Source organism: Streptomyces sp. CRCS-T-1, assembly GCF_024442335.1.
GTDB classification, from domain to species: domain Bacteria; phylum Actinomycetota; class Actinomycetes; order Streptomycetales; family Streptomycetaceae; genus Streptomyces; species Streptomyces koelreuteriae.
The window spans coordinates 4,750,698-4,776,026 of the sequence record NZ_CP101651.1 but is presented as its reverse complement, the minus strand read 5'-3'; the positions used below and the strand labels follow the sequence as shown (position 1 = coordinate 4,776,026).

General features: G+C 71.7%; 21 protein-coding genes. 6 read left to right on the top strand and 15 right to left on the bottom strand.

Annotated elements, in window-relative coordinates:
* The first annotated feature begins 60 nt into the window (after nt 1-60).
* Nucleotides 61-573, top strand: a complete 513-nt coding sequence (locus NNW99_RS21770; RefSeq protein ID WP_215120802.1) for a DUF2165 domain-containing protein — start codon at nt 61-63, stop codon at nt 571-573.
* Here NNW99_RS21770 and NNW99_RS21765 read toward each other — a convergent pair.
* Together NNW99_RS21765 and NNW99_RS21760 are read right to left on the bottom strand one after the other, a co-directional pair.
* Nucleotides 566-1,126, bottom strand: a complete 561-nt coding sequence (locus tag NNW99_RS21765; protein WP_215120801.1) for a hypothetical protein — start codon at nt 1,124-1,126, stop codon at nt 566-568. The genes NNW99_RS21770 and NNW99_RS21765 overlap by 8 nt on opposite strands.
* Nucleotides 1,127-1,331: 205 nt before the next feature.
* Complete coding sequence (locus tag NNW99_RS21760) at nt 1,332-2,324, bottom strand: glycosyltransferase family 2 protein (RefSeq protein WP_251057887.1); 993 nt, start codon at nt 2,322-2,324, stop codon at nt 1,332-1,334.
* A 96-nt stretch (nt 2,325-2,420) separates the two neighbouring features.
* On the opposite strand from NNW99_RS21760, the gene NNW99_RS21755 reads away from it, so the two are divergent.
* Nucleotides 2,421-2,891: a GtrA family protein gene (locus tag NNW99_RS21755; protein WP_215120799.1), complete on the top strand. Its 471-nt coding sequence runs from the start codon at nt 2,421-2,423 to the stop codon at nt 2,889-2,891.
* Between the two features lie 18 nt (nt 2,892-2,909).
* Nucleotides 2,910-4,322, top strand: a complete 1,413-nt coding sequence (locus NNW99_RS21750) for a hypothetical protein (RefSeq protein ID WP_215120798.1) — start codon at nt 2,910-2,912, stop codon at nt 4,320-4,322.
* Nucleotides 4,323-4,523: 201 nt separating this feature from the next.
* On the opposite strand, the gene NNW99_RS21745 is transcribed toward NNW99_RS21750, so the two are convergent.
* The 3 genes from NNW99_RS21745 to NNW99_RS21735 are packed head-to-tail and all read right to left on the bottom strand — an operon-like array spanning nt 4,524 to nt 8,252.
* The gene (locus tag NNW99_RS21745; protein ID WP_215120797.1) at nt 4,524-7,109 is read right to left on the bottom strand and encodes a bifunctional FO biosynthesis protein CofGH; all 2,586 of its coding nucleotides are present in this window, start codon (nt 7,107-7,109) and stop codon (nt 4,524-4,526) included.
* Between the two features lie 43 nt (nt 7,110-7,152).
* Complete coding sequence (locus tag NNW99_RS21740; RefSeq protein WP_215120796.1) at nt 7,153-7,359, bottom strand: hypothetical protein; 207 nt, start codon at nt 7,357-7,359, stop codon at nt 7,153-7,155.
* A 38-nt stretch (nt 7,360-7,397) separates the two neighbouring features.
* Nucleotides 7,398-8,252, bottom strand: a complete 855-nt coding sequence (locus tag NNW99_RS21735) for an LLM class F420-dependent oxidoreductase (RefSeq protein WP_215120795.1) — start codon at nt 8,250-8,252, stop codon at nt 7,398-7,400.
* Between the two features lie 163 nt (nt 8,253-8,415).
* Between NNW99_RS21735 and NNW99_RS21730 the strand changes: the two genes are divergently transcribed.
* Entirely contained in the window at nt 8,416-9,933 is a 1,518-nt protein-coding gene (locus NNW99_RS21730) for a CehA/McbA family metallohydrolase (RefSeq protein ID WP_215120794.1), read from the top strand.
* 60 nt (nt 9,934-9,993) lie between these two features.
* Nucleotides 9,994-10,386: a nitroreductase/quinone reductase family protein gene (locus NNW99_RS21725; RefSeq protein WP_215120793.1), complete on the top strand. Its 393-nt coding sequence runs from the start codon at nt 9,994-9,996 to the stop codon at nt 10,384-10,386.
* A gap of 6 nt (nt 10,387-10,392) precedes the next feature.
* Here the strand turns inward: NNW99_RS21725 and NNW99_RS21720 are convergent, their stop codons facing one another.
* From NNW99_RS21720 to NNW99_RS21680, 9 genes are all read right to left on the bottom strand, one after another.
* A complete protein-coding gene (locus NNW99_RS21720) occupies nt 10,393-11,844 on the bottom strand; it encodes an aldehyde dehydrogenase family protein (protein ID WP_215120792.1) in 1,452 nt (483 codons plus the stop codon).
* On the bottom strand, nt 11,841-13,571 hold the full coding sequence (locus NNW99_RS21715; RefSeq protein ID WP_215120791.1) for an amidohydrolase family protein: 1,731 nt from the start codon (nt 13,569-13,571) through the stop codon (nt 11,841-11,843). The genes NNW99_RS21720 and NNW99_RS21715 overlap by 4 nt, the downstream gene beginning before the upstream one ends.
* A gap of 96 nt (nt 13,572-13,667) precedes the next feature.
* Nucleotides 13,668-14,786 (bottom strand): LLM class flavin-dependent oxidoreductase, encoded by a 1,119-nt coding sequence (locus tag NNW99_RS21710; protein WP_215120790.1) that lies wholly within the window; start codon nt 14,784-14,786, stop codon nt 13,668-13,670.
* 105 nt (nt 14,787-14,891) lie between these two features.
* Nucleotides 14,892-15,662 (bottom strand): SDR family NAD(P)-dependent oxidoreductase, encoded by a 771-nt coding sequence (locus NNW99_RS21705; RefSeq protein WP_215120789.1) that lies wholly within the window; start codon nt 15,660-15,662, stop codon nt 14,892-14,894.
* 8 nt (nt 15,663-15,670) lie between these two features.
* A complete protein-coding gene (locus tag NNW99_RS21700) occupies nt 15,671-16,573 on the bottom strand; it encodes an LLM class F420-dependent oxidoreductase (RefSeq protein WP_215124392.1) in 903 nt (300 codons plus the stop codon).
* Between the two features lie 14 nt (nt 16,574-16,587).
* The gene (locus NNW99_RS21695) at nt 16,588-17,838 is read right to left on the bottom strand and encodes an amidohydrolase family protein (RefSeq protein WP_215120788.1); all 1,251 of its coding nucleotides are present in this window, start codon (nt 17,836-17,838) and stop codon (nt 16,588-16,590) included.
* A gap of 140 nt (nt 17,839-17,978) precedes the next feature.
* On the bottom strand, nt 17,979-18,908 hold the full coding sequence (locus tag NNW99_RS21690; protein WP_215120787.1) for a hypothetical protein: 930 nt from the start codon (nt 18,906-18,908) through the stop codon (nt 17,979-17,981).
* Between the two features lie 130 nt (nt 18,909-19,038).
* A complete protein-coding gene (locus NNW99_RS21685) occupies nt 19,039-19,224 on the bottom strand; it encodes a hypothetical protein (protein ID WP_215120786.1) in 186 nt (61 codons plus the stop codon).
* A 231-nt stretch (nt 19,225-19,455) separates the two neighbouring features.
* Entirely contained in the window at nt 19,456-22,476 is a 3,021-nt protein-coding gene (locus NNW99_RS21680) for a BTAD domain-containing putative transcriptional regulator (RefSeq protein ID WP_215120785.1), read from the bottom strand.
* Nucleotides 22,477-22,791: 315 nt separating this feature from the next.
* Between NNW99_RS21680 and NNW99_RS21675 the strand changes: the two genes are divergently transcribed.
* On the top strand, nt 22,792-23,721 hold the full coding sequence (locus NNW99_RS21675; RefSeq protein ID WP_215120784.1) for an SMP-30/gluconolactonase/LRE family protein: 930 nt from the start codon (nt 22,792-22,794) through the stop codon (nt 23,719-23,721).
* Here NNW99_RS21675 and NNW99_RS21670 read toward each other — a convergent pair.
* Entirely contained in the window at nt 23,664-25,313 is a 1,650-nt protein-coding gene (locus NNW99_RS21670; protein WP_215120783.1) for a FadD3 family acyl-CoA ligase, read from the bottom strand. The genes NNW99_RS21675 and NNW99_RS21670 overlap by 58 nt on opposite strands.
* Nucleotides 25,314-25,329 lie beyond the last annotated feature (16 nt).

The window sequence follows — 25,329 nt, the reverse complement described above, 5'->3', positions numbered from 1 at the left end:
CGGTCGGCTTCCGTCGTCATTGTCTCGCGCTCGCCCCGGCGTCCGGGGAGAATGATCGGCATGGCCACCTCCCCCACTTCACGCGGCACGCTGCCTCTTGCCGCCACGCTGCTCACCGCCACCATCGCCCTCTACATGACGCTCGTCGCCTTCGGGAACATCACCGACTTCGGCACCAACCAGCAGTTCGTCCGGCATGTGCTCGCCATGGACACCACGTTCAAGGACGAGGACCTGATGTGGCGGGCCATCACCAGCGAGACACTTCAGGACGCCGCCTATATCGCGATCATCGCGTGGGAGACCGTCGCCGCGTTCGCCCTCATAGCGGGGAGCTGGCTGTGGGCCAGACGTGATCAGCGGCGCGCCCGGCAGGTGTCGACGTACGGGCTGCTGATGGTGATGTTGCTGTTCGGGGCCGGGTTCATCGGGGTCGGCGGCGAGTGGTTCTCGATGTGGCAGTCGAAGAGCTGGAACGGGCTGGACGCGGCGACCCGGGTCTTCCTGTTCAGCGGTGTCGTGCTGATCGTCAACCAGTTGTCGGGCCCGCGTACGGAATCCTCTTCTACCTGACCACGGTCACCGTCGTACCGACGGTGCCGAACGCCCACAGTGCCGTGCCGTCCGCCTTCCGCATCCGGACTCCGCCCGTCTGCGTGCCGGAGGCGGCGGGCGGCGGTGAGGCGCCGTCGACCGCGTTGGAGAAGGCGACGGAGACACCGGACTTCGCGGCGAAGTACATGATGTGTTCGATCTGGACGCCGTCCGAGCCGGTCGTGCCCTCATTGCGCGACGACACCGTGTACGAGCCGGGGTCGGGGTTGACCGTGCCCGGCCACACGGTGAACGTACGGCGGCTGCCCTCGCTCGCGTCGACCAGCCACACCCGCTTCTCGCCGAGGGAGTAGACGATGCGCCGGCCGGTGCCGGAGCCGTCGGGCACCCGGGTCGGGGCGGACGCGGTAGGGGTGGGCTGCGTGTCCGCCGACGCCGTGCTTTTCGGCTTGGCCGACGAGGCGGTGGGGTGCGGGCCCCGGTCCGCCTGCACGGCCAGGACCGTCACCGCGGCTATCGCTCCGACGGTCAGCCCGGTCGTCCAGGCCCACGAAGGAAGTCGGGCAGGCACGGGTACGCATCTCCTCAGTCACGGGACCCCGTACAGCAGGCGGGGTTCCGATCATCGTACTGCGCGTGCGCCTCTTCAGGGGCGACGGACGCCACGCCCTCCCCCACCCCTCCCCCGGAAACCGTGAACACTTTCCGCGAAAGTGTTCACGGTTTTCGACAGAGGGTCCGGACCCCGGCCGATTCGCCCACAGCATCCAGCGGTCTCAGCCGCCGTGGGCCGGCTTGCGGACCGGCACCGGGCCCGTACCGGCGCCATGGGCGGTGCGGTCCGGCGCGCGGGCGGGGGCCGGGTAGGAGAGGTGCACGAGGCGGGACTGCTCCTGCCGCATGTGCATGAGGGACTCGAGGATGTAGCCCACGAGCAGGACGAGCGCGGCGATGGTCATGATGGCGGCGGCGAGGATCGCCGTGGGGACGCGGGGCACGGTGCCCGTCTCGATGAAGTCGGCGATGACGGGGATGCCGAGGATGACCGAGACCAGGGCCAGCACGCCCGCGATCACGGTGTGGACGAGCGAGGGGCGTTCGCGCCGCGCCAGATCGAGGATGACCCGCAGGATGCGCCAGCCGTCCCGGTAGGTGCGCAGCTTGCTCTCGCCGCCGGCCGGTCGGACCCGGTAGTCCACGACGACCTCGGCGGTGGGCAGCCGCAGGTGCAGCGCGTGGATCGTCATCTCGGTCTCGGTCTCGAACTCGCGGGCCAGCGCCGGGAACGACTTCACGAAGCGCCGCGAGAAGACCCGGTAGCCGCTGAGCATGTCGGTCACGTCGTTGCCGAACAGGGACCGCACGGCCCCGGTGAGCACCTTGTTGCCGACCGCGTGCCCCGCCCGGTAGGCCCCGTCGGCGGTCACCCGGCGGGCGCCGACGACCTGGTCGTAGGGCCCCTCGAAGAGCAGGTCCACCAGGTCACGGGCGCGTGCGGCGTCGTAGGTGTCGTCGCCGTCGATGAGGAGCAGGGCGTCGGCGTCGACGTCGGCGAAGGCGCGCCGGATGACATTGCCCTTGCCTTTGCGGGTCTCCTCCCGGACGATCGCGCCCGCTCCCCGGGCGATCTCCACCGTGGCGTCGGTGGAGGCGTTGTCGTACACGTAGACGACGGCCTCGGGGAGGGCCGCCCGCAGGTCGCGGACCACCTTGCCGATGGCCGCCTCCTCGTTGTGACACGGCACGACACACGCGATCGTCGGTTCCACGGCTGCTCCTCTCGGACCGGCACCGAATACGACTAAAATCATGCGATATGGGCGGGTCTGGTCGGTGAGGGCGCGCCGGGCCGTTAGTCTCACCGTGTGCCGGTCCTCGCAACTGTCGCGCTGCGTGCGCGTGACGCCGTCAAGGGCGTCTGGCGCGAGGCCGCCAAGTTCGGAGTCGTCGGCGCCTTGGCCTTCGTCGTGGACAACGGCGGCTACAACCTGCTGGTCTTCGGCCTGCCCGGCGGCGCGGAGGGCGGGCCGATGCGGACCTCCCCGGTGCAGGCGTCCGTCATCGCGACGACGGCGGCCGCGCTGTTCAGCTGGGTCGGGAACCGCTACTGGACCTACCGCGACCAGCACCGCGAGAAGGTGACCCAAGAACTCGTCCTGTTTCTCGTGGCGAACGGGGTCGGGCTCGCCATCACCGCCGGCACGGTCTTCGCCTCCCGGCAGCTGCTCGGGCTCGACTCGGCGCTCAGCGACAACACCGCCCGGATCTTCGGCTGGGTGCTCGCGACCCTGTTCCGCTTCTACGCCTATCGGCGCTACGTCTTCGTCGCACCCTGAGCCGTTAGCATCCGACTTATGGGACGAATGGGATGGATGCCGCGGGTGCGGCGCTGGGTCTGGGTGCCGGCCGCCGTCGCCGCGGTCTGCTGTCTGGGCACGATCCTCGTCTTCGCCCCGGGCTACCTGAGTCCCGACAGCCTCGACCAGCTCCGCCAGGCCCAGGGAAAGCTGCCCCTGACGGACTGGCACCCGCCCGTGCTGAGCCTGGTGTGGCGTGCACTGATCGCCGTGACCGGGTCGATCGCCTCCATGCTGGTCCTGCAATCGGTCGTCTTCTGGGGGGCGCTCTGGGTGCTGGCCTGGTGTGTGGGGGCGCTGACCGGGAGCCGTGCCGGTCCGTTCGCCGTGCTCGGGCTGGGGCTGACTCCGTTCGTGCTGACGTTCGTCGGGGTGGTGTGGAAGGACGTCCACGCGGCGTTCGCGCTGCTCGCGGCGTGCGCGGTCGCCTTCACGGGGCTGCGGCTGCGGGACAGCGACCTTCGCCGTCCCGCCGTGCGGTGGGGGCTGCTCGGGCTGGGCGTGCTGTTCCTCGCGTACGCCATGCTGGTGCGCAAGAACGCCTTCTTCGCCGCGATCCCCGTCTTCGTCATGCTCGTCCTCGCGCTGTGGCGCGCTCCCGGGCGCCGTACGTGGGTGACGTGCACGGCGGCGCTCGCGGCCGCCCTGGTCGTGCCGGCCGCCGCCATCTCCCTGTTCGCCCGGCCCTTGGAGACGAAGCAGGGCGCGCAGATCATGCTCGACGACCTCGTCCACGTCCTGAGGGTGGACGAACTCCGGTCGGCGGACGTGTCACCCGACCTGAGGGACCGGCTCGTCGCCTCCGCCGAGGAATGCCGGCGGGTGGACGCCCTCTCGGACGCCTACTGGGCCTGCTACGCCCGCCCGGCGGACGGGCTGCGCTCGGACTCGGGCGAGATCACGTCCCTGTGGCTGAAGGAGATGAGCGGGCATGTCCCGCAGTACCTCCAGTACCGGCTGCGGCTCTTCGCGAGTCTGCTGTTCGACACCGGCTACGTCTACAAGGCGGGGATCACCCGCAACGACCTGGGCGTCGAGGTGGCGCATCCCCGGCTGGAGGACACGCTCAGCACGTATGTGCGCGGCATGGCGAGTGACCTGCCGTGGCTGTTCCGCGGCTGGTTCTGGCTCGCCGTCGCCCTGGTCCTGACCGTCCGCCCGGGCAGGGGCCTGTTCTCCATGCCGGTCCGGGCACTGGGCATCAGCTCGGCGGCCTACATCCTCGGCTATCTGCCGATCATGCCCGCGACGGACTTCCGCTACATCTACTGGCCGGCGATCGCCAGCTCCCTCGGTCTGCTCCTGCTGTGGCTGGGCCGGGGCACGACCACCCCGCCACCGGCACACCCCGGCACCCCGGCCAACCGCACCTTGACGGCACATCAGCCGGCGGATGCCCGGGGCCAGTAGACCACCAGTTCAGCGGGCTGCCCGTCCGGCTGGGCAGCAAGCCTGGCAGGGCGGCGGGGCTGGCAGGGCGTCAGGCCGCATGACTGGCGAGACCGCCGATCCGAGAGGCCGACAGCCTGGCAGGCCGCCAAGCCCTCAGCCCATCAGCCCCGGCAGACGCTCAGGGCCCCCAGGCCCCCAGGCCGCCAGCCCCGCAGACCCTCAGTCCAGTACCGGCAGCAGTTCCGGCAGATGGCCGTCCGACGCCTGGGCCGCCTGCTGTCGTTCCTCGGGGACGTCCCCGTACAGGGTGTTCCGCGGCTTCGACGGGCGGCCCGCGGCGTCGGCCACCGCGATGAGGTCCTTGACCGACTTGTAGGAGCCGTACGACGAGCCCGCCATGCGGGAGATCGTCTCCTCCATGAGTGTGCCGCCGAGGTCGTTCGCGCCGGAGCGGAGCATCTCGGCGGCGCCCTCGGTGCCGAGCTTCACCCAGCTGGTCTGGATGTTGGGGATGTGCGGGTGCAGCAGCAGCCGGGCCATGGCCGTGACCGCGCGGTTGTCCCGCATGGTCGGGCCGGGGCGGGCGATCCCGGCCAGGTACACCGGCGCGTTGGTGTGCACGAACGGCAGCGTCACGAACTCGGTGAAGCCGCCCGTGCGCTGCTGGATGCCCGCGAGGGTGCGCAGATGCCCGAGCCAGTGCCGGGGCTGGTCCACATGGCCGTACATCATCGTCGAGGACGACCGGATGCCCAGCTCGTGGGCCGTCGACACGACCTCGATCCAGTCAGCGGCGGGCAGCTTGCCCTTGGTGAGGATCCAGCGGACCTCGTCGTCGAGGATCTCGGCGGCCGTGCCCGGGATGGTGTCCAGGCCCGCTTCCTTGGCGGCGGTCAGCCACTCGCGGATGGACATGCCGGTGCGGGTCGCGCCGTTGACGACCTCCATCGGCGAGAAGGCGTGCACATGCATGCCGGGGACGCGTTCCTTCACCGCGCGCGCGATGTCGAAGTACGCCGTGCCGGGCAGGTCCGGGTGGATGCCGCCCTGCATGCAGACCTCCACCGCGCCCACGTCCCAGGCCTGCTGGGCCCGGTCGGCGACCTGGTCCAGGGAGAGGGTGTAGGCGTCGGCGTCGGTGCGGCGCTGGGCGAAGGCGCAGAAGCGGCAGCCGGTGTAGCAGACGTTCGTGAAGTTGATGTTCCGCGTGACGATGTAGGTGACGTCGTCACCGACGGCCGACTTGCGTACGTCGTCGGCGACCCGGGCGAGGGCGTCCAGCGCGGGGCCGTCCGCGTGCAGCAGGGCCAGCGCCTCGTCGTCGGTGAGCTTCGTCGGGTCGTCGGCGGCCGTGCGCAGGGCCTCGCGTACGTCGGTGTCGATGCGCTGCGGCACCATGCCCGGGGCGGCGGCCTCGCGCAGGGCGCCCCAGTCGCCGTACACCTCGTCGAAGTCGTCCCGCCGGTCGGAGGTACGGCCCTCGCTGTCGATGGTGGTGTGCAGGTCGGTGCGCCCGGACGCCGTGAAGACCTCCTCCGGCTCCTGCCACGGCAGGCCCCGCGGAAGGACGTCGGGGCGGGCCAGCCCGGTCTCCGGGTCGGCCAGCGCCGCCACGTGCGGGCGCAGCCGCGGGTCCAGCCAGGGCTCACCGCGCCGCACGAACTCCGGGTACACGCAGAGCCGTTCCCGCAGCTCGAACCCGGCCACCCGGGACTTCTCGGCGAGCTCCTCGATCTGCGGCCAGGGACGCTCGGGGTTGACGTGGTCGATGGTCAGCGGCGAGACCCCGCCCCAGTCGTCGATACCGGCCCCGATCAGCCGCTCGTACTCGTCGTCGACGAGGTTGGGCGGGGCCTGGATGCAGCCCGACGGGCCCATGAGCAGCCGGGCGACGGCGACCGTGGCGACGAGTTCGTCCAGTTCCGCGTCGGGCATGCCGCGCATGGCGGTGTCCGGCTTGGCGCGGAAGTTCTGGATGATGAGTTCCTGGACGCCGTGGTAGGCCCGGGTCACCTTGCGCAGCGCGAACAGGGACTCGGCGCGCTCCTCGTAGTTCTCCCCGATGCCTATCAGGACGCCCGAGGTGAAGGGCACGGAGGAACGCCCCGCGTCCTCCAGCACCCGCAGCCGCACCGCGGGCTCCTTGTCGGGAGAGCCGTAGTGGGGACCGCCCGGCTCCGACCAGAGCCGGGTCGCGGTCGTCTCCAGCATCATGCCCATGCTGGGCGCGACGGGCTTCAGCCGCTGGAAGTCGGTCCAGCTCATGACGCCCGGGTTGAGGTGGGGCAGCAGGCCCGTCTCCTCCAGGATCCGGATGGAGATGGCCCGGACATAGGCGAGCGTGTCGTCGTAGCCGTGCGCGTCGAGCCACTCACGCGCCTCGGGCCAGCGGTCCTCGGGCTTGTCGCCGAGGGTGATGAGGGCTTCCTTGCAGCCGAGCGCCGCGCCTTTGCGGGCGATGTCCAGCACCTCGTCCGGGGACATGAACATCCCGTGTCCCTCGCGGCGCAGCTTGCCGGGGACGGTGACGAAGGTGCAGTAGTGGCACTTGTCCCGGCACAGCCGGGTCAGGGGGATGAAGACGCTCTTCGAGTACGTGATGACCCCGGGCCGGCCGGCCGCCTCCAGGCCCGCGTCCCGGACCCGGGCGGCCGAGGCCGACAGGTCCTCCAGCTGCCCGCCCCGGGCCTGGAGCAGCACCGCCGCCTCGGCGACATCGAGGGAGACGCCGTCCCTGGCCCGTTTCAGGGCGCGACGCATGGAGTTCTCGGTGGGTCCCGTTCCGGAGGTCGCGGAAGTCGTCATCCTTCGAGCATACGAGTGCGCTGATCAACCCGGGTGAGCCGCGTCAGTGGAAGGCCAGCCATCCAATTCCCAGGGCGGACGTGAGCCCGGCAGCGGCCAGGGCGGCCGGCCTGTTGCGGTGCAGCGCGAACCAGACCAGCGCGGCGGTCACGAGCACGGCCAGCGTGCCGATCGCGGAGGGCAGCAGACCTTGGCTGTAGCCGTAGTCGTCGAAGTGCTGCACGAGCCAGGCCAACCAGGCGAATCTCATGACGCGGTGCCGCTCCCCCGTTCGGCCCGACAGAGTTGTCAGGTACCTGGAAGATACCCGGTCAGATCGTCCAGCGCCTTCAGCACTTCCGCCTCCTCCGCCGGAGGCAACTGCACCACCACCTCCTCGACACCGAGATCGGCATAGTGCGCGAGCTTCCCCGGAGTCGGATGGACCGCGTACGGGACGACCTGGAGGGCCTCGGGGTCGCGGCCCGCCTCGGCCCAGGCCGTGCGCAGCCGGGGCAGGGACTCGGAGAGCCCGCGGCCGCCGATGGGCAGCCAGCCGTCGGCGTACTCGCAGATGTGGTCGAACAGCTTGGGCCCGGCGGCCCCGCCGAGCAGCGTGCGCGGGCCCACGACCGGGCCGCGCGGCTTCTGCACGGGCTTGGGGTGCGCGTGACTGGCCCGGACCCCGCCGAACTCCCCCTCGTAGGCGACCGGTTCCTCCGACCACAGCGCCCGCATCAGCGCCATCCGGTCCCGGCCCAGCTCGCGCCGGGTGCTCCACCGCACACCGTGGTCGGCGGCCTCCTCCACGTTCCAGCCGAAGCCGAGCCCGAGGGTGAACCGGCCGCCGGACAGATGGTCCAGGGTCGCGACCTGCTTGGCCAGGTCGATCGGATCGTGCTGGGCGACGAGCGTGATGCCCGTGCCGAGCCCGAGCCGCTCGGTGACGGCGGCGGCCTGGCCGAGCGCCACGAACGCGTCGAGCGTACGGCCGTACTCGCGCGGCAGCTCGCCGCCCGCCGGGTACGGGGTGGTCCGCTCGACGGGGATGTGCGTGTGCTCGGGCAGATACAGCCCGGCGAATCCGCGGCCCTCCAGCTCCCGGGCGAGCCGGGTCGGGGTGATCGTCTCGTCGGTGAGGAAGATCGTTACGGCGATGCGCATGAAGCATCCCTACCCGAGCGACGGCCGACTGTACATACCGACCGGTCGGCAAATCTCGGGTGCCGTATCGGCGAAAGCCGCCGATCCCCTTCCCGTGCCCGGGAGTTCACGGCTGAATACAAGGGTTGCACGGCACCTGACGACACACCTTGGGAGCAGCAGCATGTGCGAGGACCAGCATGAGGACAACCACGGCGGGCTCGCCCGGCGCGCCCTGTTCGTGACGGGAGCCGCCGCCGCGCTTACGTTGGGAAGCGTGAGCTTCGCCGCAGCCGCCGAGGGCGGTCAGGAGAGCAGAACCGTGCGGGGCACCCTGCCGCCCGGCTCCCCCGACTTCGTGTACGTGCCCGTCGAGGTCCCGGCCGGGGTCCGGGAGATCAAGGTCGCCTACACCTACGACCGGCCGTCCGTCCCGGCGGGCACGACCGGCAACGCCCTCGACATCGGCGTCTTCGACGACCGCGGCACCGAACTCGGCGGCCGGGGCTTCCGGGGCTGGTCGGGCGGGGCGCGCACCGAGTTCTTCCTCCGCGCCGACGACGCGACGCCCGGCTACCTCCCGGGCCCGGTGCGCGAGGGCACCTGGCACATCGCGCTCGGCCCGTACACGGTCGCCCCGCAGGGCCTGTCGTACGAGATCACGATCACGCTGACGTACGGCGAGCCGGGCGAGGCGGTGGAGCCGGTGTACCCGCCCGAGCGGGCCAAGGGGCGGGGGCGTGCCTGGTACCGGGGCGACTGCCATCTGCACTCCTGGTACTCCGACGGCCGCCGCACCCCCGCCGAGATCGGGGCCCTGGCGCGGGCGGCGGGGCTGGACTTCATCAACTCCTCCGAGCACAACACGCACTCGGCGCACGCGCACTGGGCGGATGTCGCCGGGGACGACCTGCTGGTCATGCTGGGCGAGGAGATCACCACCCGGAACGGGCACGTGGTGGCGCTCGGCACCGAGCCGGGCACCTTCGTCGACTGGCGCTACCGTGCCCGCGACAACCGCTTCGGCCGGTTCGCCCGCCAGATCCGCCGCGCCGGAGGCCTGGTCGTCCCGGCCCATCCGCACGCCACCTGCGTCGGCTGCAACTGGAAGTTCGGCTTCGGCGAGGCGGACGCGGTGGAGGTGTGGAACGGCCCCTACACGCCCGACGACGAGGTGACGCTGGCCGACTGGGACAGCATGCTCGTGGCGTCCGTACGGGACGGGCGGGACTGGATCCCCGCGATGGGCAGCAGTGACGCCCACCGCGACCCGGACCCCGTCGGCAGCCCCCAGACGGTCGTCCTGGCCGACGACCTGACCCGCCGGGCGATCCAGGAGGGCATCCGGGCCGGACGGTCGTACGTCGCCGAGTCCGCGAGGCTCGCGCTGTCGTTCCAGGTGTCCGGCGGGCGCGGCGAGCACGCGGGCATCGGAGGGCGGTTGCGGGTGGACCGCGACACCCCGGTCACCGTCCGTCTGGAGGTCACCGGCGCCCCGCGCTGCACGGTCCGCCTCGTCACCGACCAGGGCGTGCTGCACACGAGCGCGCCACTGCCGGTGGCCGGGGCGGGGGTCGTGGAGTGGCGCACGACGCCGTCCTACGCGGCGTACGTACGGGCCGAGGTACGGCACGAGGCGGCGGCGGGGCCGCTCCCCGGGGCGCTGGCGGCGTTCACGAACCCGATTTTCCTGGGACGTTAGCGACTAGCGATTAGCGATGTACACCCTGCCCGCCCTCACATGCCGAGGAGTCCGCTGACGATGTCCCGTCTCGCCGACGTCAGGTTCCGCGCCGCCACCGCCTTCCAGCGCCGTATCAATCCGCTCCTGCGCCGTCTGCCCCTGCAGACGGTCATCGAGACCAGGGGCCGTGTCTCCGGGCTGGCCCGGCAGACGCCGGTGGGCGGGCGGCGCGTCGGGGACTCCTTCTGGCTGGTGTCGGAGTTCGGTGAGCGGTCGCAGTACGTCCGCAACATCCAGGCCGATCCGCGGGTACGGGTGCGGATCCGGGGGCGGTGGCACCCGGGGACCGCCCATCTGGTGCCGGACGACGACCCCGTGGCGCGGCTGCGGCGGCTGCCCCGCTTCAACGGCCTGGGCGTGCGGGCGTTCGGGACGGATCTGCTGACGGTGCGGGTGGATCTGGACGGCTGAGCAGCCTCAGCCCGGCCAGACGATCGCCTGCACCTCGCTGTAGGCGTGCAGGGCGTACGAGCCGACGTCCCTGCCGACCCCGCTCTGCTTGAAGCCGCCGAAGGGCGCCTCCATGTTGCGGCCGACGGTGTTGATCCCGACCCCGCCGGCCCGCAGCCGCCGCGCCACCCGGAAGGCGCGGGCCACGTCTCCCGACCAGACGTAGTCGATGAGGCCGTAGTCGGTGTCGTTGGCCAGTTCCACACCCTCCTCCTCTTCCTCGAAGGGGATGACGGTCACGACCGGGCCGAAGATCTCCTCGCGGGCCACGCGCATGTCGTTGGTGCAGCCGGCGAGGAGGGTCGGGGCGATGTAGAAGCCCGTGGGGAGGGCCGGGCGTTCACCGCCCGCGACGACCACCGCGCCCTCCTTGCGGCCCAGTTCGACGTACGACTCGACGCGGTCGCGGTGCACGGCCGAGATCACCGGCCCCACCACCGTGTCCCGCTCCCCCGGGTCACCGACCTTCAACCGGCCCGCGTAGGCGGCCAGTTGCTCGACGAGACGGTCGTACACCCCGCGCTGCGCCAGCACCCGCGTCGGTGCCGTGCAGATCTGGCCGCTGTAGAAGGAGAAGGTGGTCCCGATGCCGGCCACGGCCGAGCCGAGGTCCGCGTCATCGAAGACGACCGCCGCGCCCTTGCCGCCCAGCTCCATCAACTGCCGTTTCATACCGCGCCCGCAGACCTCGGCGATGCGCTGCCCGACCGCCGTCGAGCCGGTGAAGCTGACCATGTCGACGTCCGGCGACTCCACGGCCGCCTCACCGACCTCCGTCCGCGATCCGCTGACCACGTTCACCACGCCCGGCGGCACGCCCGCCGCCTCCAGCGCCTCCGCCATCCGGTAGACCGACAGCGGGTCCTGCGGGGCGGGTTTCACCACCACCGTGTTGCCCATGGCCAGGGCGGGGGCGATCTTGCCGGCCGGGTTGGCCCAGGGGTTGTTGTACGAGGTGACGCAGGTGACGACCCCCACGGGCTGCCGGACGGCCAGCGCGCCCATCACCCCCGCCCGGCCCATGGGCCCGGCCTCGTTGATCTGGGGCGGGATCGCCCACTCGGCGGGCTCCACGCGCGCGTAGCGCCGGAAGCGGGCGGCGGCGACCCCGACCTGCAGGGCGCGTGCGGTGGCCGTGGTCGCTCCGGTCTCCGCCCGGGCCAGCTCGGCGTACGGCACGAGACGTTCCCGGATGACGTCCGCCGCCCGGCCGAGGACCGCGGCCCGTTCCTCCGGGGAGGTCCGTGACCACGGCCCGGAGGCCTCGCGGGCCGCGGCACAGGCCGCGAGCACCTGCTCCCGCGAGGCCTCCGGCGCCCACCCGACGGTCTCCTCGGTCGCCGGGTCGATCACCGCGTAGTGCCCGCCGTCCGGCTCCACCCAGGAGCCGCCGACGAACAGCGCCTGTTCTCTCGTCACCTGGTGCTCACCGTCTCCGTGTCCCGACCCGAGCGCAGCACCCGCCCCGGTACGGCACCGGTCACCACGTCGTCCCGGATCGCCTCGACGCCGTTGACCCAGACGGCCCGTATGCCGAGCGCGCGGGAGTCCAGTCGCGGGCTGTCGCCGGGCAGGTCGTGCACGAGGGTGGCCGGGCCCGCGTCGATCCGCTCCGGGTCGAACAGGACGAGGTCCGCGTGCCAGCCCTCCCGTACCCGCCCCCGCTCCCGCAGGCCGAAGAGCCGGGCCGGGTCGTCGGTCAGCATCCGCACGGCCTGCTCCAGAGCGACCAGCTTCCGGCCCCGCAGACAGTCCCCGAGGAACCGGGTCGTGTACGGCGCCCCGCACATCCGGTCCAGATGGGCGCCCGCGTCGGACCCGCCGAGCAGCACGTCCTCGTGGCTCCAGGTCTGAGCCCGCAGCGACCAGGACGCCGGGTCGTTGTCGGTCGGCATCGGCCACAACACCGTACGCAGATCATCGGCGGCGCAGATCTCCACCAGGCACTCGAAGGGCTCCTGGCCGCGCTCCTCGGCGATGTCCCTCACCACGCGCCCGGTCAGCCCGTCGTTGGCGTCGCTGTAGGTGTCGCCGATGACGTACCGCCCGAAGTTGGAGAGCCGCCGGAAGACGCCCGCCTCCTTGGAGGTGGCCCGGCGCAGCAGCTCCGCCCGGACGGCCGGATCACGCAGCTTCTCGATCCGCTCGGGCACGGGCAGCGCGAGCACCGGCCCCCACCCGGGGATGAGATTGAGCGCGCAGAACGTACCCAGCGACATGTTCATCGGCGTGAGGATCGGCATGGTCAGCGCCACGACCCGCCCGCCCGCCTTCCGCGCCTGCTCGCTCGCGAGGAGCTGCCGGGGCACGCGCTCGGGTACGGACGCGTCGACCGTCAGCACGTTCCAGTTCAGCGGCCGCCCCGCCACCGCGCTCATCTCCACGAACAGATCGATCTCGGCGTCGCTGAACTGATCCAGACAGCCCGCGACGATCGCCTCGATCTGCGTGCCCTCGTGCTCACCGACGGCCCGCGACAGCGCGAGCAGTTCGGCCGGCCCCGCATGCCGGGAGGCCACCGGCTGCCCGTCGCCGTCGGAGTGGCTGCTCGACTGGGTGGTGGAGAACCCCCAGGCCCCGGCGTCCATGGCCTCGCGCAGCAACCGCACCATCTCGGCGAGCTGCCCCTGACTCGGCTGCCCGCCCACCGCCTCGGGCCCCATCACATACCGCCGCAGCGCACAGTGCCCCACCATGAACCCGGCGTTGACCGCGATCCGCCCCTCCAGGGCGTCCAGATACTCCCCGAACGAATGCCAGCTCCACGGCGCCCCCTCCTCCAACGCCACCAGCGCCATGCCCTCGACCTTCGACATCATCCGGCGCGTGTAATCGGCGTCCTCGGGCCGCTCCGGGTTCAGCGGCGCCAGCGTGAACCCACAGTTCCCACCTGCGACGGTGGTGACACCGTGGTTGAGCGAAGGCGTGGCGTACGGGTCCCAGAAGAGCTGGGCGTCGTAGTGGGTGTGGGGGTCGACGAAGCCGGGGGCGAGGACGAGACCGGCGGCGTCCTCGGTGGTGCGGGCTTCCTCGGTGACCTGACCGATGACGGCGATACGCCCGTCCCGTATGCCGACGTCGGCGGTGTACGCCGGGGCGCCCGTCCCGTCCACGACGGTCACACCCTGGATGACGTGATCGAGCATTGGCCTCACCTCTCGATGTGGGGTGGTGCGGGTCACCTAGGGGCGCGGGGAACTGCGCGACAAGCCACAACGAACGCCGCACCCGCCAACGAACGCTCAAACCCCCTGACGGCACCGCGAGGTCCGATGCACAGGATCCGTATCGATCTTCGGAATCACGTACTCCCCGACCAACCGAATCGTCTGCAACGTCTCCTCCTTCGGCACCCCCACCGGCAACCCGAAACTCAACTGATCCGCCCCGGCCCGCTCCCACCGCTCACACTGCCGCAGCACCTCATCGGGATCCCCGCAGATCAGCAGCTCCTCCTCGATGAGCACCTCCACGAACTCCTCGGTGTACTCCGGCAGCGTCTCGGGCCACACCGGAAACCCCTCGGGCCGCGGAAACGTGTCGTGGTACCGGAACACCAGCGAGGGCAGATAGTGCAGCCCCCCGCTCGCCGCGATCCGCACAGCCTCCGCATGGGTCGGCGCACAGATCGCCGTGGTCGTCACCATCACGTTGTCGTTGACGAAGTCCCCCACCGGCTCCGCGTCCACGATCGCCGACTTGTACTGCTCCAGCACCCACTCCATGTCGGAGACCTTCTGCACGCTGAAGCCGAGCACGCCGAGCCCCTTCCTCGCGGCCATGGCGTACGACGGCGGCGACCCGGCCGCGTACCACATCGCCGGGTGGGACTTCCCGTACGGCTTCGGAAGGATCTTCCTCGGCGGCAGCGACCAGTGCTTGCCCTGGAAGCCGGCGTACTCGTCCTGGAGCCACATCTTGGGGAACTCGGCGATGGTCTCTTCCCAGAGTTCCTTGGTGTGGTTCATGTCGGTGATGCCCGGCAGGAACCCGAGGATCTCGTGCGATCCGGCCCCGCGCCCGCTGCCGAACTCGAAGCGTCCCTCGCTGAGATGGTCGAGCATGGCGACCTTCTCGGCGACCTTCACCGGGTGGTTGACGGGCGCGAGGGGGTTGAAGATGCCCGAGCCGAGATGGATCCGCTCGGTGGCGTGCGCCAGGTACCCGAGGAAGACGTCGTTGGCGGAGAGGTGCGAGTACTCCTCCAGGAAGTGGTGCTCGGAGGCCCAGGCGTACTTGAAGCCGGACCTGTCCGCCTGGATGACGTACTCGGTCTCCTCCATCAGCGCCTTGTGCTCCGCGAGCGGGTCGGTCTCGGCCCGCTTGCCGACGTATCCCTGTACGAAGATGCCGAATTCCAAGGAGGTTCACCGCCCCTGTACCGATTCTGGCGATCTGACGCACCGTCAGATGAATGACTCCGACTGTTCCATCCGCCCCTGGGAGCGTCAATAGCTGATGGAGCGTCAGATGATGGTGACCCCGGCCAGCCACCCGCCGTCGATCACGAAGGGCTGCCCCGTGATGTACGACGAGTCCTCCGAGGTGAGAAACAGGGCGAGCCTGGCCACCTCCTCGGGCTGCCCGACCCGCCCCAGCGGCACGAGCTTGCGGTAGAGCCGGTCGAGACCGCGGGAAGCCTTCTCGGCGTCGCCGTCCGGATCCAGCCGCGCCGGGTTGGCCATCGCCGTGTCGACGGCGCCCGGGCAGACGGCGTTGACGCGTATCCCCCGCCCGGCCAGCTCCAGCGCGGCGACCCTGGTCAGCCCGACCACGGCGTGTTTGCTCGCCGCGTAGGAGCCCACCCCGGCCATTCCGGTCAGGCCGGTGTAGGAGGAGGTGTTGACGATCGTGCCCCCGTCGGACATCTCCGGGGCGACCGCCCTGATGCCGAGGAAGCAGCCGACCTGGTTGACCTGGACGACCCGCATGAACTCGTCGAGGGGTGTGTCGAGGAGGGAGTTGAAGCGCAGGATGCCGGCGTTGTTGACGAGCCCGTCGACATGACCGTAGGCGTCCTTGGTGGCGGCGACGGCGTGCTGCCAGTCGTCCTCCCGGCCCACGTCGAGATGGACGTACCGCGCGCCGATCTCCTTGGCGAGGGCCTCGCCCTGGTCGTCCAGTACATCGGCGACGACCACCCGTGCCCCCTCCGCGGCGAACAGCCGGGCCTCCTGCTCGCCCTGGCCGCGGGCGGCGCCGGTGACGATGACGACCCGTCCGTCGAGCTTGCCCATGGCTCTCCTCACAGCTGGGGGGCGACCTCGGCTCCGAACGCCGCGATCTGGTCGGTGAGTTCCGTCCGGCTCCGGCTGCGGAACCGCACCTGGATCTGGTGGACGCCCATCGCCCGGTAGGCGCGGAGCGACTCGGCGAGTTCCGCCGCGCCCCCGGTGAGGGTCCTGCGGCCGACGTCCCAGCCGGGCTCGCCGACGTACAGCGGCTCGGTGATGGCGCCCACGGTGAACGCGCCCTGCACACCGGCCCGTTCGCGCAGCTCCCGGATCCGTGCGATCTGCGCGGGCAGCCGGTCCCTCGGATCCCCCTGCGGCAGCCAGCCGTCGCCCTTGAGCGCGGCCCGCCGTACGGCGGCGGGCGAGGAGCCGCCGACCCACAGGGGGACGCGGTCCTGCGCCGGGCGGGGCCGCTGGCCGAGCCCCTCGAAGTCGTAGAGCTTGCCGTGGTGTTCGGGGAACTCCTCCGGCCCGAGGGCGGCGCGCAGGGCGTCGAGGCTCTCGTCGAGCACGGCCCCGCGCTGCCGGAAGTCCACGCCCAGCGCCTCGAACTCCTCTTGGACGTGCCCGGCGCCGACCCCGAGGACCAGTCGGCCTCCGCTGAGGTGGTCGAGGGTGGCGTACTGCTTGGCGGTGAGCAGGGGGTGCCGCAGCCCGACGATCGCGACATGGCTGAGCAGCCGGACGCGTTCGGTGGCGGCGGCGAGGAAGGAGAGCGTGGCGACGGGGTCGTACCAGACGGTGCTCATGGCGGCGGCGAGCCTGCGCGGGATGCCGACGTGGTCGCAGCTCGCGAGGTAGGCGAAGCCGGACCGGTCCGCGGCGCGGGCGATCTCCAGCAGGTCCTCCGGCCCGGCCTCCGCCTCCCAGCCCTCCGCGTAGAGGGTGCTCTGCGACTGGACGGGGAGCTGCATCCCGTACCGCAGGCTCACCGCGCACCACCGCCGCCCGGGCCCGGCCACAGTCCCTCGTCGGTGAGCCCGAGCAGCTCGATGGCATTGCCCCGCACGATCCGCTCCACGACCTCCGGCTCCAGATGCCCCATCTGTGCCTCGCCTACCTCGCGGGACTTGGGCCAGGTGCTGTCGGAGTGCGGGTAGTCGGTCTCGTAGAGCACGTTGCCGACGCCGATGGAGTCGAGGTTGCGCAGGCCGAAGGCGTCGTCGAAGAAGCAGCCGTAGACGTGCTCGGCGAACAGCTCCGACGGCGGCCGGTGCACCTTGTCGGCGACGCCGCCCCAGGCCCGGTTCTCCTCCCACACCACGTCCGCCCGCTCCAGGATGTAGGGGATCCAGCCGATCTGCCCCTCGGCGTACATGACCTTGAGACCGGGGAACTGCTCGAACTTGCCGCTCATCAGCCAGTCGACCATCGAGAAGCAGCAGTTGGCGTAGGTGATGGTGGAGCCGACGGCGGGCGGGGCGTCGGCGGAGGTGGAGGGCATACGGCTGGAGGAGCCGATGTGCATGGCGACGACGGTGCCGGTCTCGGCGCAGGCGACGAGGAAGGGGTCCCAGCCGTCGGTGTGGATGGAGGGGAGTCCGAGGTACGGCGGTATCTCGGAGAAGGCGACGGCACGGGCCCCGCGCGCGGCGTTGCGCCGAACCTCGGCCGCGGCCAGCTCGGCGTCCCACAAGGGGATGAGGGGCAGGGGTATGAGCCGCCCGTGCGCCTCCGGGCCGCACCACTCCTCCAGCATCCAGTCGTTGTAGGCGCGCACGCACAGCAGGCCCAGTTCGTGGTCCTTGGCCTCGGTGAAGGTCTGGCCGCAAAAGCGCGGGAAGGTCGGGAAGCAGAGGGCCGACTGGACGTGGTTGACGTCCATGTCGGCGAGCCGGGCCGGGACGTCGTAGGAGCCGGGCCGCATCTGCTCGTACGTGATGACCTCGAGCTTGATCTCGTCCCTGCTGTATCCCACGGCGGTGTCGAGGCGGGTGAGGGGCCGGCGGAGGTCCTCGTAGACCCACCAGTCCCCGACCGGGCCGTCGTCGCCGGGCTGCCCCATCACGGGCCTGAAGCGCCCTCCGAGGAAGGTCATCTCCTTCACGGGCGCCCGGACGATACGCGGCCCGACGCCCCGGTACTTCTCCGGAAGCCGGTCCTGCCAGACGGTCGCGGGCTCCACGGTGTGGTCGTCCACGGAGATGATCAGCGGAAACGAGCTGTCGTGGGTGTCCATGGCGCTCACGGTAGCGCTGATCTGACGGATCGTCAGCTATGCGGGAGAGGGTGACTGGAGCGTTCGGGCGGGGCCGCCTCCCAGCAACCTGGGCATTCGGGGCGGCCCGTTGGCCCATGGGCTCCGACGCCCCCACCCCTTCACCGCCCCAGGACGACGAGGGCCGCCCGAATCTCCCTGATCATCCGGTCGGACTCCCGGAACACGTCCTGAGCGGTGAAACGCAGCAGATTCCGCACCTCGGTGCACTGAAGGACCTGATTGAAGCGGGACACGTCCTTCCGATGCGCCTCACGGGTGCCGTGATAGGCGTAACCCTCGATCTCGACCGCCAGCCCCTCGCGCCGGAAGAGGAAGTCGAGGACGGCTCGGCGACCGGCCGGGGTGAAGAGCTCGACCTGGCTCTCGGGCCGGAGGCCGGAGTCGGCCATGCGCAGACGGGCGACGGTCTCGGCCGGTGACCCGGCCCGGGGATCGCACAGTCCGAGCCACCGGAGGGCCCTCGCCGACCCTTGCGACGAGGCGGACAGCGCCGCCCCCACCGCGTCCAGCCCGGTGAGCGGCGCCCTGCGCGCCCCGGCGACCCGGCGGTAGGTCAGCGCCGAGTCCAGGGCGACGACCGCCTCGTCCCTCGGCAGGGAGCGAAGCAGGTCGGTGAGGGTCCGTACGGGGCTGGTGACCCGCAGGCCGTACCGCGTCGCCACGTCCCCGGGGTCCAGGAGTATCCGGTGTACGCGCACACCTTTGGCCTTGCCCCGGAAGCTGAGGGCGGGGTCGATGAACTCCAAGGGCGCTTTCGCGGACGGGGCGAGCGTCTCGATCCGCCAGAGGGCGGCCGCCGAGGAGTGGCTCACGACGAGCCGCTGGTTGAGGAGTTGGACGGCCCTGAGCCGGGTGGGCGGATCCGGGGCCCGGCCCGGCTCCGCCCAGGCGCCCGCCTGAAGCCGCCCCCAGCCTTCCGCCCGGAGCGCACGGGTGAGACTGCGCCGAGGCCAGCCGGACTCAAGCGCCCGGCACGTGAGCAGCACCCCACCCTGCGCCAGCTCCCGCAACGCCGTTCGTTCCTCCATGCCGCCAAGATCGCAGGATTCCGGCACGTTGTGGCGGCCTGTGGATAACTCCCGGGCGGGTTCCGGACATGCATCGGCCGCGACGGCTCCCCCTCCGCGCCGCCGCGGCCGAACCCCGTGTCGGTGTGGCTTACTTCGTCGGCTTGAAGGGCTCCGACGTGGCGTGCAGGTCCTTCGTCTCGAGCGGCTCGTCGGTGGCGTGCAGGTCCTGCTTCTTCACGGCGCCCTCGTCCGTGGCGTGCAGGTCCTCCGTCGACGCCTCGCCGGCCTTCGCGTCCGTCGCGTGCAGGTCCTGCGGCTTGAGCTCGTCGCCCATGATCGTCAACTCTCCTTGGCGTGGGTCGAGTACTGAGGTCCGCGGGCCCGCCCGGTCACTCCCCCGAGGGTGACCGGGGCGGGCCCACCCGGGCCGTTCACCCTAGTGCTGAGGTGGGCGGCCCAGTGCAGTGACCCGTCTGCCCCCCGACGCGACGGATCGACTACGTCAAGCATGGCGGGAGGCGATAAACGAACGATGAACGCGGCCGGCCGGCCCCGGAAGCGGCCGTCAGGCCGCCTGCACCGGGGACAGCAACGCACGCACCTCGACGGCCTCCGGCGAGCCCAACTCCTCGTAGATCCCCGCCGCTTCCTGCCAGCAGACCTGCGCCCTGCCCGTCTGCCCGATGCCGCTGAGCGCGCGGCCCAGGACGGTGAGGACGTTGCCGCGCCGCCACTCCCCGCCGATGCCGCGGAGCACGGTGAGTGCCATCTCGGCGTTCGAGGCGGCCTGCGCGGGGCGTCGGGCGGCGAGGTCCAGCTCGGCCAGCCGGAACAGGCTCATACCCTCCCAGAGGCGCTGCCTGCTGTCGCGGAACACCTCCAGCGCCTCCTGGAGCCGGTCCGCCGCGTTGCCCAACTCGCCGCTCTGGGTGAGGGCGAGGCCCAGGGCGTAGCGGGCGTTGGCCCCGCGCAGGGAGTTGCCCATGCCGTCGTAGATGGCGATGCCCTGCTGGGCCAGGGCGACCGCGCTCTGGGTCCGCCCGGTCGCGAGATGGATCCGGGACAGGTTGCACAGCGCGGCGGCCTCGCCGGGCCGGTCGCCCAGGGCACGGAAGTGCTCGATGGCCCGGGAGAGGTGCTCCTCGCCGTCCTCGTGGCGGTTCTGGTACAGCGCGATGATGCCGCGCGCGTTGCGGGCCCAGCAGACGGGCAGCAGGTCGTCGGCCTCCTGGGCGAGGAGGATGGCCCGTTCCGCCTCCTGGTCGGCCCGCTCGAAACGGCCGCTCACATGGTGGACGTTGACGAGCGTCGTCAGCGCCCGGGCCTCCGCCCGGCCCAGGCCGTGCAGCCGGGCTCCCTCCAGCAGCGCCGTGGCCGTCGCCTCGTACTCCCTGGAGTTGGCGCCCGACTCGGAGAGGTCGTGCGCGGCCCACAGCAGATCGATCGCCCGGGGAAGGGTCTCCGGCTGCCCCGCGGACTGCCGTACGCAGGCGAGGACGCAGCCGGCCTCCGCGTACAGCCAGTCCTGCGCCGCGTGCCGGTTGTCGAACCGCAGCCCCGGGTGGGAGGTCGGCTCCAGATGGTCCACGAGCCGGTCCCCGGGCCGTTCGATCGCGTACACGCCGGCCGCGGACGAGAGGTAGAAGTCCAGGAGCCGTGACACCGCCGCCGTGCGCTCACTCGGCGGCCACTCGTCGCGTTCGGCGCACGCACGCGCGTAGAGCCGTACGAGATCGTGGAAGCGGTAGCGGCCGGGGGCGGCCGATTCCAGCAGGGACGTGTCGACGAGGGACTCCAGGAGGTCCTCCGTGTCCTCGACGGGCAGGTCGAGGACGGCGGCCGCGGCCGGGAGGGACATGTCCGGGCCGTCGGCGAGGCCCAGCAGGCGGAAGGCGCGGGCCTGGGCGGGCTCCAGCTGGCCGTAGCCCAGCTCGAAGGTGGCCTTCACGGCCAGGTCGCCGGCCTGGAGTTCGTCCAGGCGGCGGCGTTCGTCGGCGAGCTTCGCCGCGAGGACCGACACCGTCCAGGTGCGGCGGGCCGCCAGCCGGGAGGCGGCGATGCGGATCGCCAGCGGCAGGAAACCGCAGGCCGCGACCACGTCCAGGGCGGCCTTCCGCTCGGACGCCACCCGCTCCTCGCCGACGATCTTCGTGAACAGCGCCAGCGCCTCGTCCGGGGACATCACGTCCAGGTCGATCAGGTGGGCGCCCGCCAGGTCCACCATCCGCACCCGGGAGGTGACCAGCGCGGCGCAGCCGTCCGTGCCGGGCAGCAGGGGGCGTATCTGGGCGGCGTCGCGGGCGTTGTCCAGCAGCACCAGCACGCGGCGGCCGGCCAGCACCGAGCGGTAGAGCGCCGCGCGTTCCTCCAGGGAGTCGGGGATCGCCGAGTCGGCCGTGCCGAGGGCGCGCAGGAACGAGCCGAGGACCGTCTCCGGCTCCGCCGAACGGGCGCCCGCGCCCTGGAGGTCGACGTACAACTGCCCGTCCGGGAACGCCGTGCGGGCCTGGTGGGCCACGTGCACGGCGAGGGTCGTCTTGCCCACGCCACCGATCCCGGCCAGGGCGGACACCGCCATGACACGGCCCTCGGCGGCGGTCAGGATGTCGCCGAGCTCGCGGACGAAGCCGGAGCGGCCGGTGAAGTCCGGCACCGTCGCAGGAAGCTGGGCCGGACGCACCGGGACGGGGGCGGGTTCGGCGGCCGGGGAGGAGGGTTCCGCGAGGCCCGGGTCGGCCTGGAGGATGCGCTGCTGCAGTTCGCTGAGGCCGGGGCGCGGGTCGACGCCCAGTTCGTCGGCGAGCAGGCGCCGGGTGTCGGCGTACACCGCGAGGGCCTCCGCCTGACGGCCGCTGCGGTACAGCGCCAGCATCAGCAGCTCGCGGAGCCGTTCGCGCAGGGGATGGTCGGCGGTGAGGGCCGTCAGCTCCGAGACGGCCTCGGCGTGGCAGCCCTGCTCCAGGTCCATGTCCAGGCGGGACTCGATGAGCTGGAGCCGCCATTCCTCCAGTCGGACGCGCTGCGCCTCGGCGTACGGGCCCGGCACTCCGGCCAGGGTCTCCCCGTCCCACACGGCGAGGGAGCGCCGCAGGGTGTCGCGGGCGTGGCAGAGGTCGCCCGCCGATCTGGCCTTCTCCGCCTCGGTCGCCAGGTCCTGGGCGACGGCCAGGTCGAGGGCGCCCTCGGCGAGGCCGCGCACCGCGTAGCCGCCGGACTCGCTGACCAGGACGCCCGGGTCCAGCACCTTGCGCAGCCGGGAGGCGTACGTCCGCAGCGCCGCCAGGGCCTGCGAGGGCGGCTCCTCGCCCCACAGGGCGTCGATCAGCTCGGCCGCGGTGGCCGTACGGCCCTCGCGCAGCAGCAGGGCGGCGAGCAGGGCGCGTTGCTGGGGGGAGCCGGTGGGGATCGCCTCGTCACCCCGCGAGGCCCGCACCGGCCCGAGCACGCTGAAGCGCAGCGTCGTCGAGGCCACCGCCTCAGCCGACTCCGGTGACTTCGGTGACTTCGGTGACTTCGGTGACTTCGGCAAGGAGTCGGGACGCCGCTGCTCCGGTACGCGCGGCACACCGTCCGGTACACCGTCCATGCCATCCCCCTAGACATCCTGAGCAACGACGCCAGTCTGCCTTGTACACGGCGGATACGTCAGCTTCGGGGGACACCGATCACGGGGCGACGCACGGGGGTCCACAAAGTCCGCACAATCTCTCCGAACTCGGGTCGCGAAAAGGCGCTGTGAAGGGGAGTTGGAGCGTTCCGGCCAGGAGGCGGCTCGGAGTGCCCTGCTCAGGAGGAAACAGGGCCGCCCGGATGCTCCAGTCGGTGGTGTCACCGAGACGCGCCCCCGGGCCCCACGCGATAGTGGACCCACCAGCTCACCCCCACCCCCGAAGGCGGTCGTATGCCCGGCGAGCAACCCCACCTCTACGAGACGCTCGACGAGCGCTTCCGGACCGGCCGGTGTCAGGCCGGGGACTCTCGGCTGGAGGTGTTGTACGAGGGGTGCCGGTGGGCCGAGGGGCCGGTGTACGTGCCGGCGGGGCGTTATCTGCTGTGGAGCGACATCCCGAACGACCGGCTGCTGCGGTGGGACGAGACGACCGGGGCCGTCGGGGTCTTCCGCTCGCCGGCCGGGTATCCGAACGGCAACACCCTCGACGGGCAGGGCCGGCTCATCACCTGTGAGCAGGGGAACCGGCGGGTGACCCGGACCGAGCACGACGGGTCGGTCACCGTGATCGCCGAGCGGTTCCGGGGGAAGCGGCTCAACAGTCCGAACGACGCCGTCGTGAAGTCCGACGGGTCGGTGTGGTTCTCCGACCCCGAGTTCGGGATCGCCTCCGACTACGAGGGGCATCGGGGCGAGAGCGAGATCGGCGCCCGGAACGTCTACCGCGTCGACCCGGGCAGCGGGGAGGTGCGGCTGGTGGCCGAGGGCTTCCAGGGGCCGAACGGGCTCGTGTTCGACCCCGGCGAGCACCGGCTGTACGTCTCGGACAGCCTCGCCAACCACATCCGCGTCTTCGACGTCCAGGACGACGGGACCGGCCTGACCGGCGGCGATGTCTTCGCCGAGTGCGCGAACGGCAGCTTCGACAACATCCGGTTCGACGACCAGGGGCGGCTCTGGGCCGGCGCCATGCACGGGGGCGTGCACTGCTACGACCCCGACGGCACCCTCCTCGGCCGCGTCCTGGTGCCCGGCACCGTCGCCAACATCCGCTTCGGCGGCGCCCGGCGGAACCGGATGTTCATCGCCGCCGACACCACCCTCTACTCCCTCGTCATGTCCGTCACCGGGACCCCGGCCCTGCCGCCCACCGGGCCCTGAGCCCGCAGTGCCCCCTTCACCACCTTCCCGCTCGCGTTCCTCGGCAGTTCCGCCACGAACTCCACCGACCGCGGGACCTTGTAGTTCGCCATCTCCCGGCGTGACCAGGCGATCAGGTCGTCGCCCGTGACCAACGCCCCCGGGCGCCTGACGACATACGCCCTGCCGACCTCCCCGAGCCGGGCGTCCGGGACGCCGATCACGGCCACGTCCGCCACGTCCGGGTGGAGGCCGAGGAGCTGCTCTATCTCGGCGGGGTAGGCGTTGAAGCCGCCGACGATGAACATGTCCTTGAGGCGGTCGGTGATGCGCAGGTTGCCCTCGACGTCCAGGACGCCGATGTCGCCCGTGCGCAGCCAGCCGTCCGCCGAGAGCACCTCTGCGGTGGCCGGGGCGTCCTCGTAGTAGCCGGTCATGACGTTGAAGCCGCGGACCAGGACCTCGCCCGGGGCATCGGGGCCCAGCGACCCGCCCTCGGGGTCCACGACCCGTACCTCCGTGCCGGGGATGGCCCGGCCCGACGTCGAGGCGATCACCGTCGGGTCGTCGCCGCGTCGGCACATCGTGACGACGCCGCCCGCCTCGGAAAGGCCGTACGCGGTCAGGACCGTGCCGATGCCGAGTTCCGTGCGCAGCCGCTCGACGAGCCGCAGCGGCACCACCGCCGCCCCGGTCACCACCAGGCGCAGGGCGGAGAGGTCGTGCGCGTCGCGGGACGGGTGGTCCAGGAGGGACTGAAGGAGGGTCGGGGGGCCGGGCAGCACCGACACCCGTTCCGCGGCGATGTTGGCCAGGACCGTGTTCACGCCGAACACCGGCTGGGGGATCATCGTCGCGCCCCGCATCAGGCAGGCGATGACCCCGGCCTTGTAGCCGAAGGTGTGGAAGAAGGGGTTGACGATGAGGTACCGGTCGCCTTCGGCCAGGCCCGCCAGCTCGCTCCAGATGTCGTACGCCCGCAGCGTCTGGGCGTGGGTGATGACCGCGCCCTTGGGGCGGCCCGTCGTGCCCGAGGTGAAGATGATGTCCGAGGGCCAGGACGCCCGCACCGACCCCGCCCGGTCCCGGACATCCCCTTGCCCCACCCCTTCCCCGCTCGCCAGGAAGTCCTTCCAGGTGAGGAAGTCGTCGGGGGCGTCCTCGGAGAGCACGACCACGCGCTCCAGGTCCGGCAGGCCGGGCAGTGGGCCGGTGCCCGGGCCCTCCCCGGCCGCTCGGCGCAGTGACGCCACGTACGAGGTGCCGAGGAACGTGCCCGTCACGAACAGCAGCCGGGCCCCGCTGCGCCGCAGGACGTCCGCCGCCTCGGCGCCCTTGAAGCGGGTGTTGAGCGGGACGAGGACCCCGCCCGCCGACACCGCGCCCAGGGCCGCCACGATCCAGTCGAGGGTGTTGGGCGCCCAGACGGCGACCCGGTCTCCCGGGCGGACCCCATCGGCCAGGCAGGCCGCTGCCGCTCGCTCCAACCGTGCGCCCAGTTCCGCGTAGGTGATCCGGGTGCGGCCCTCGACGACCGCCTCGACGTCGGCGTACCGCTCGGCCGCCGACCGGACCAGGTCCGGAACGCTCTCCCATGCCGTATCCGCTCGCACAGCACGCCTCCCGAAT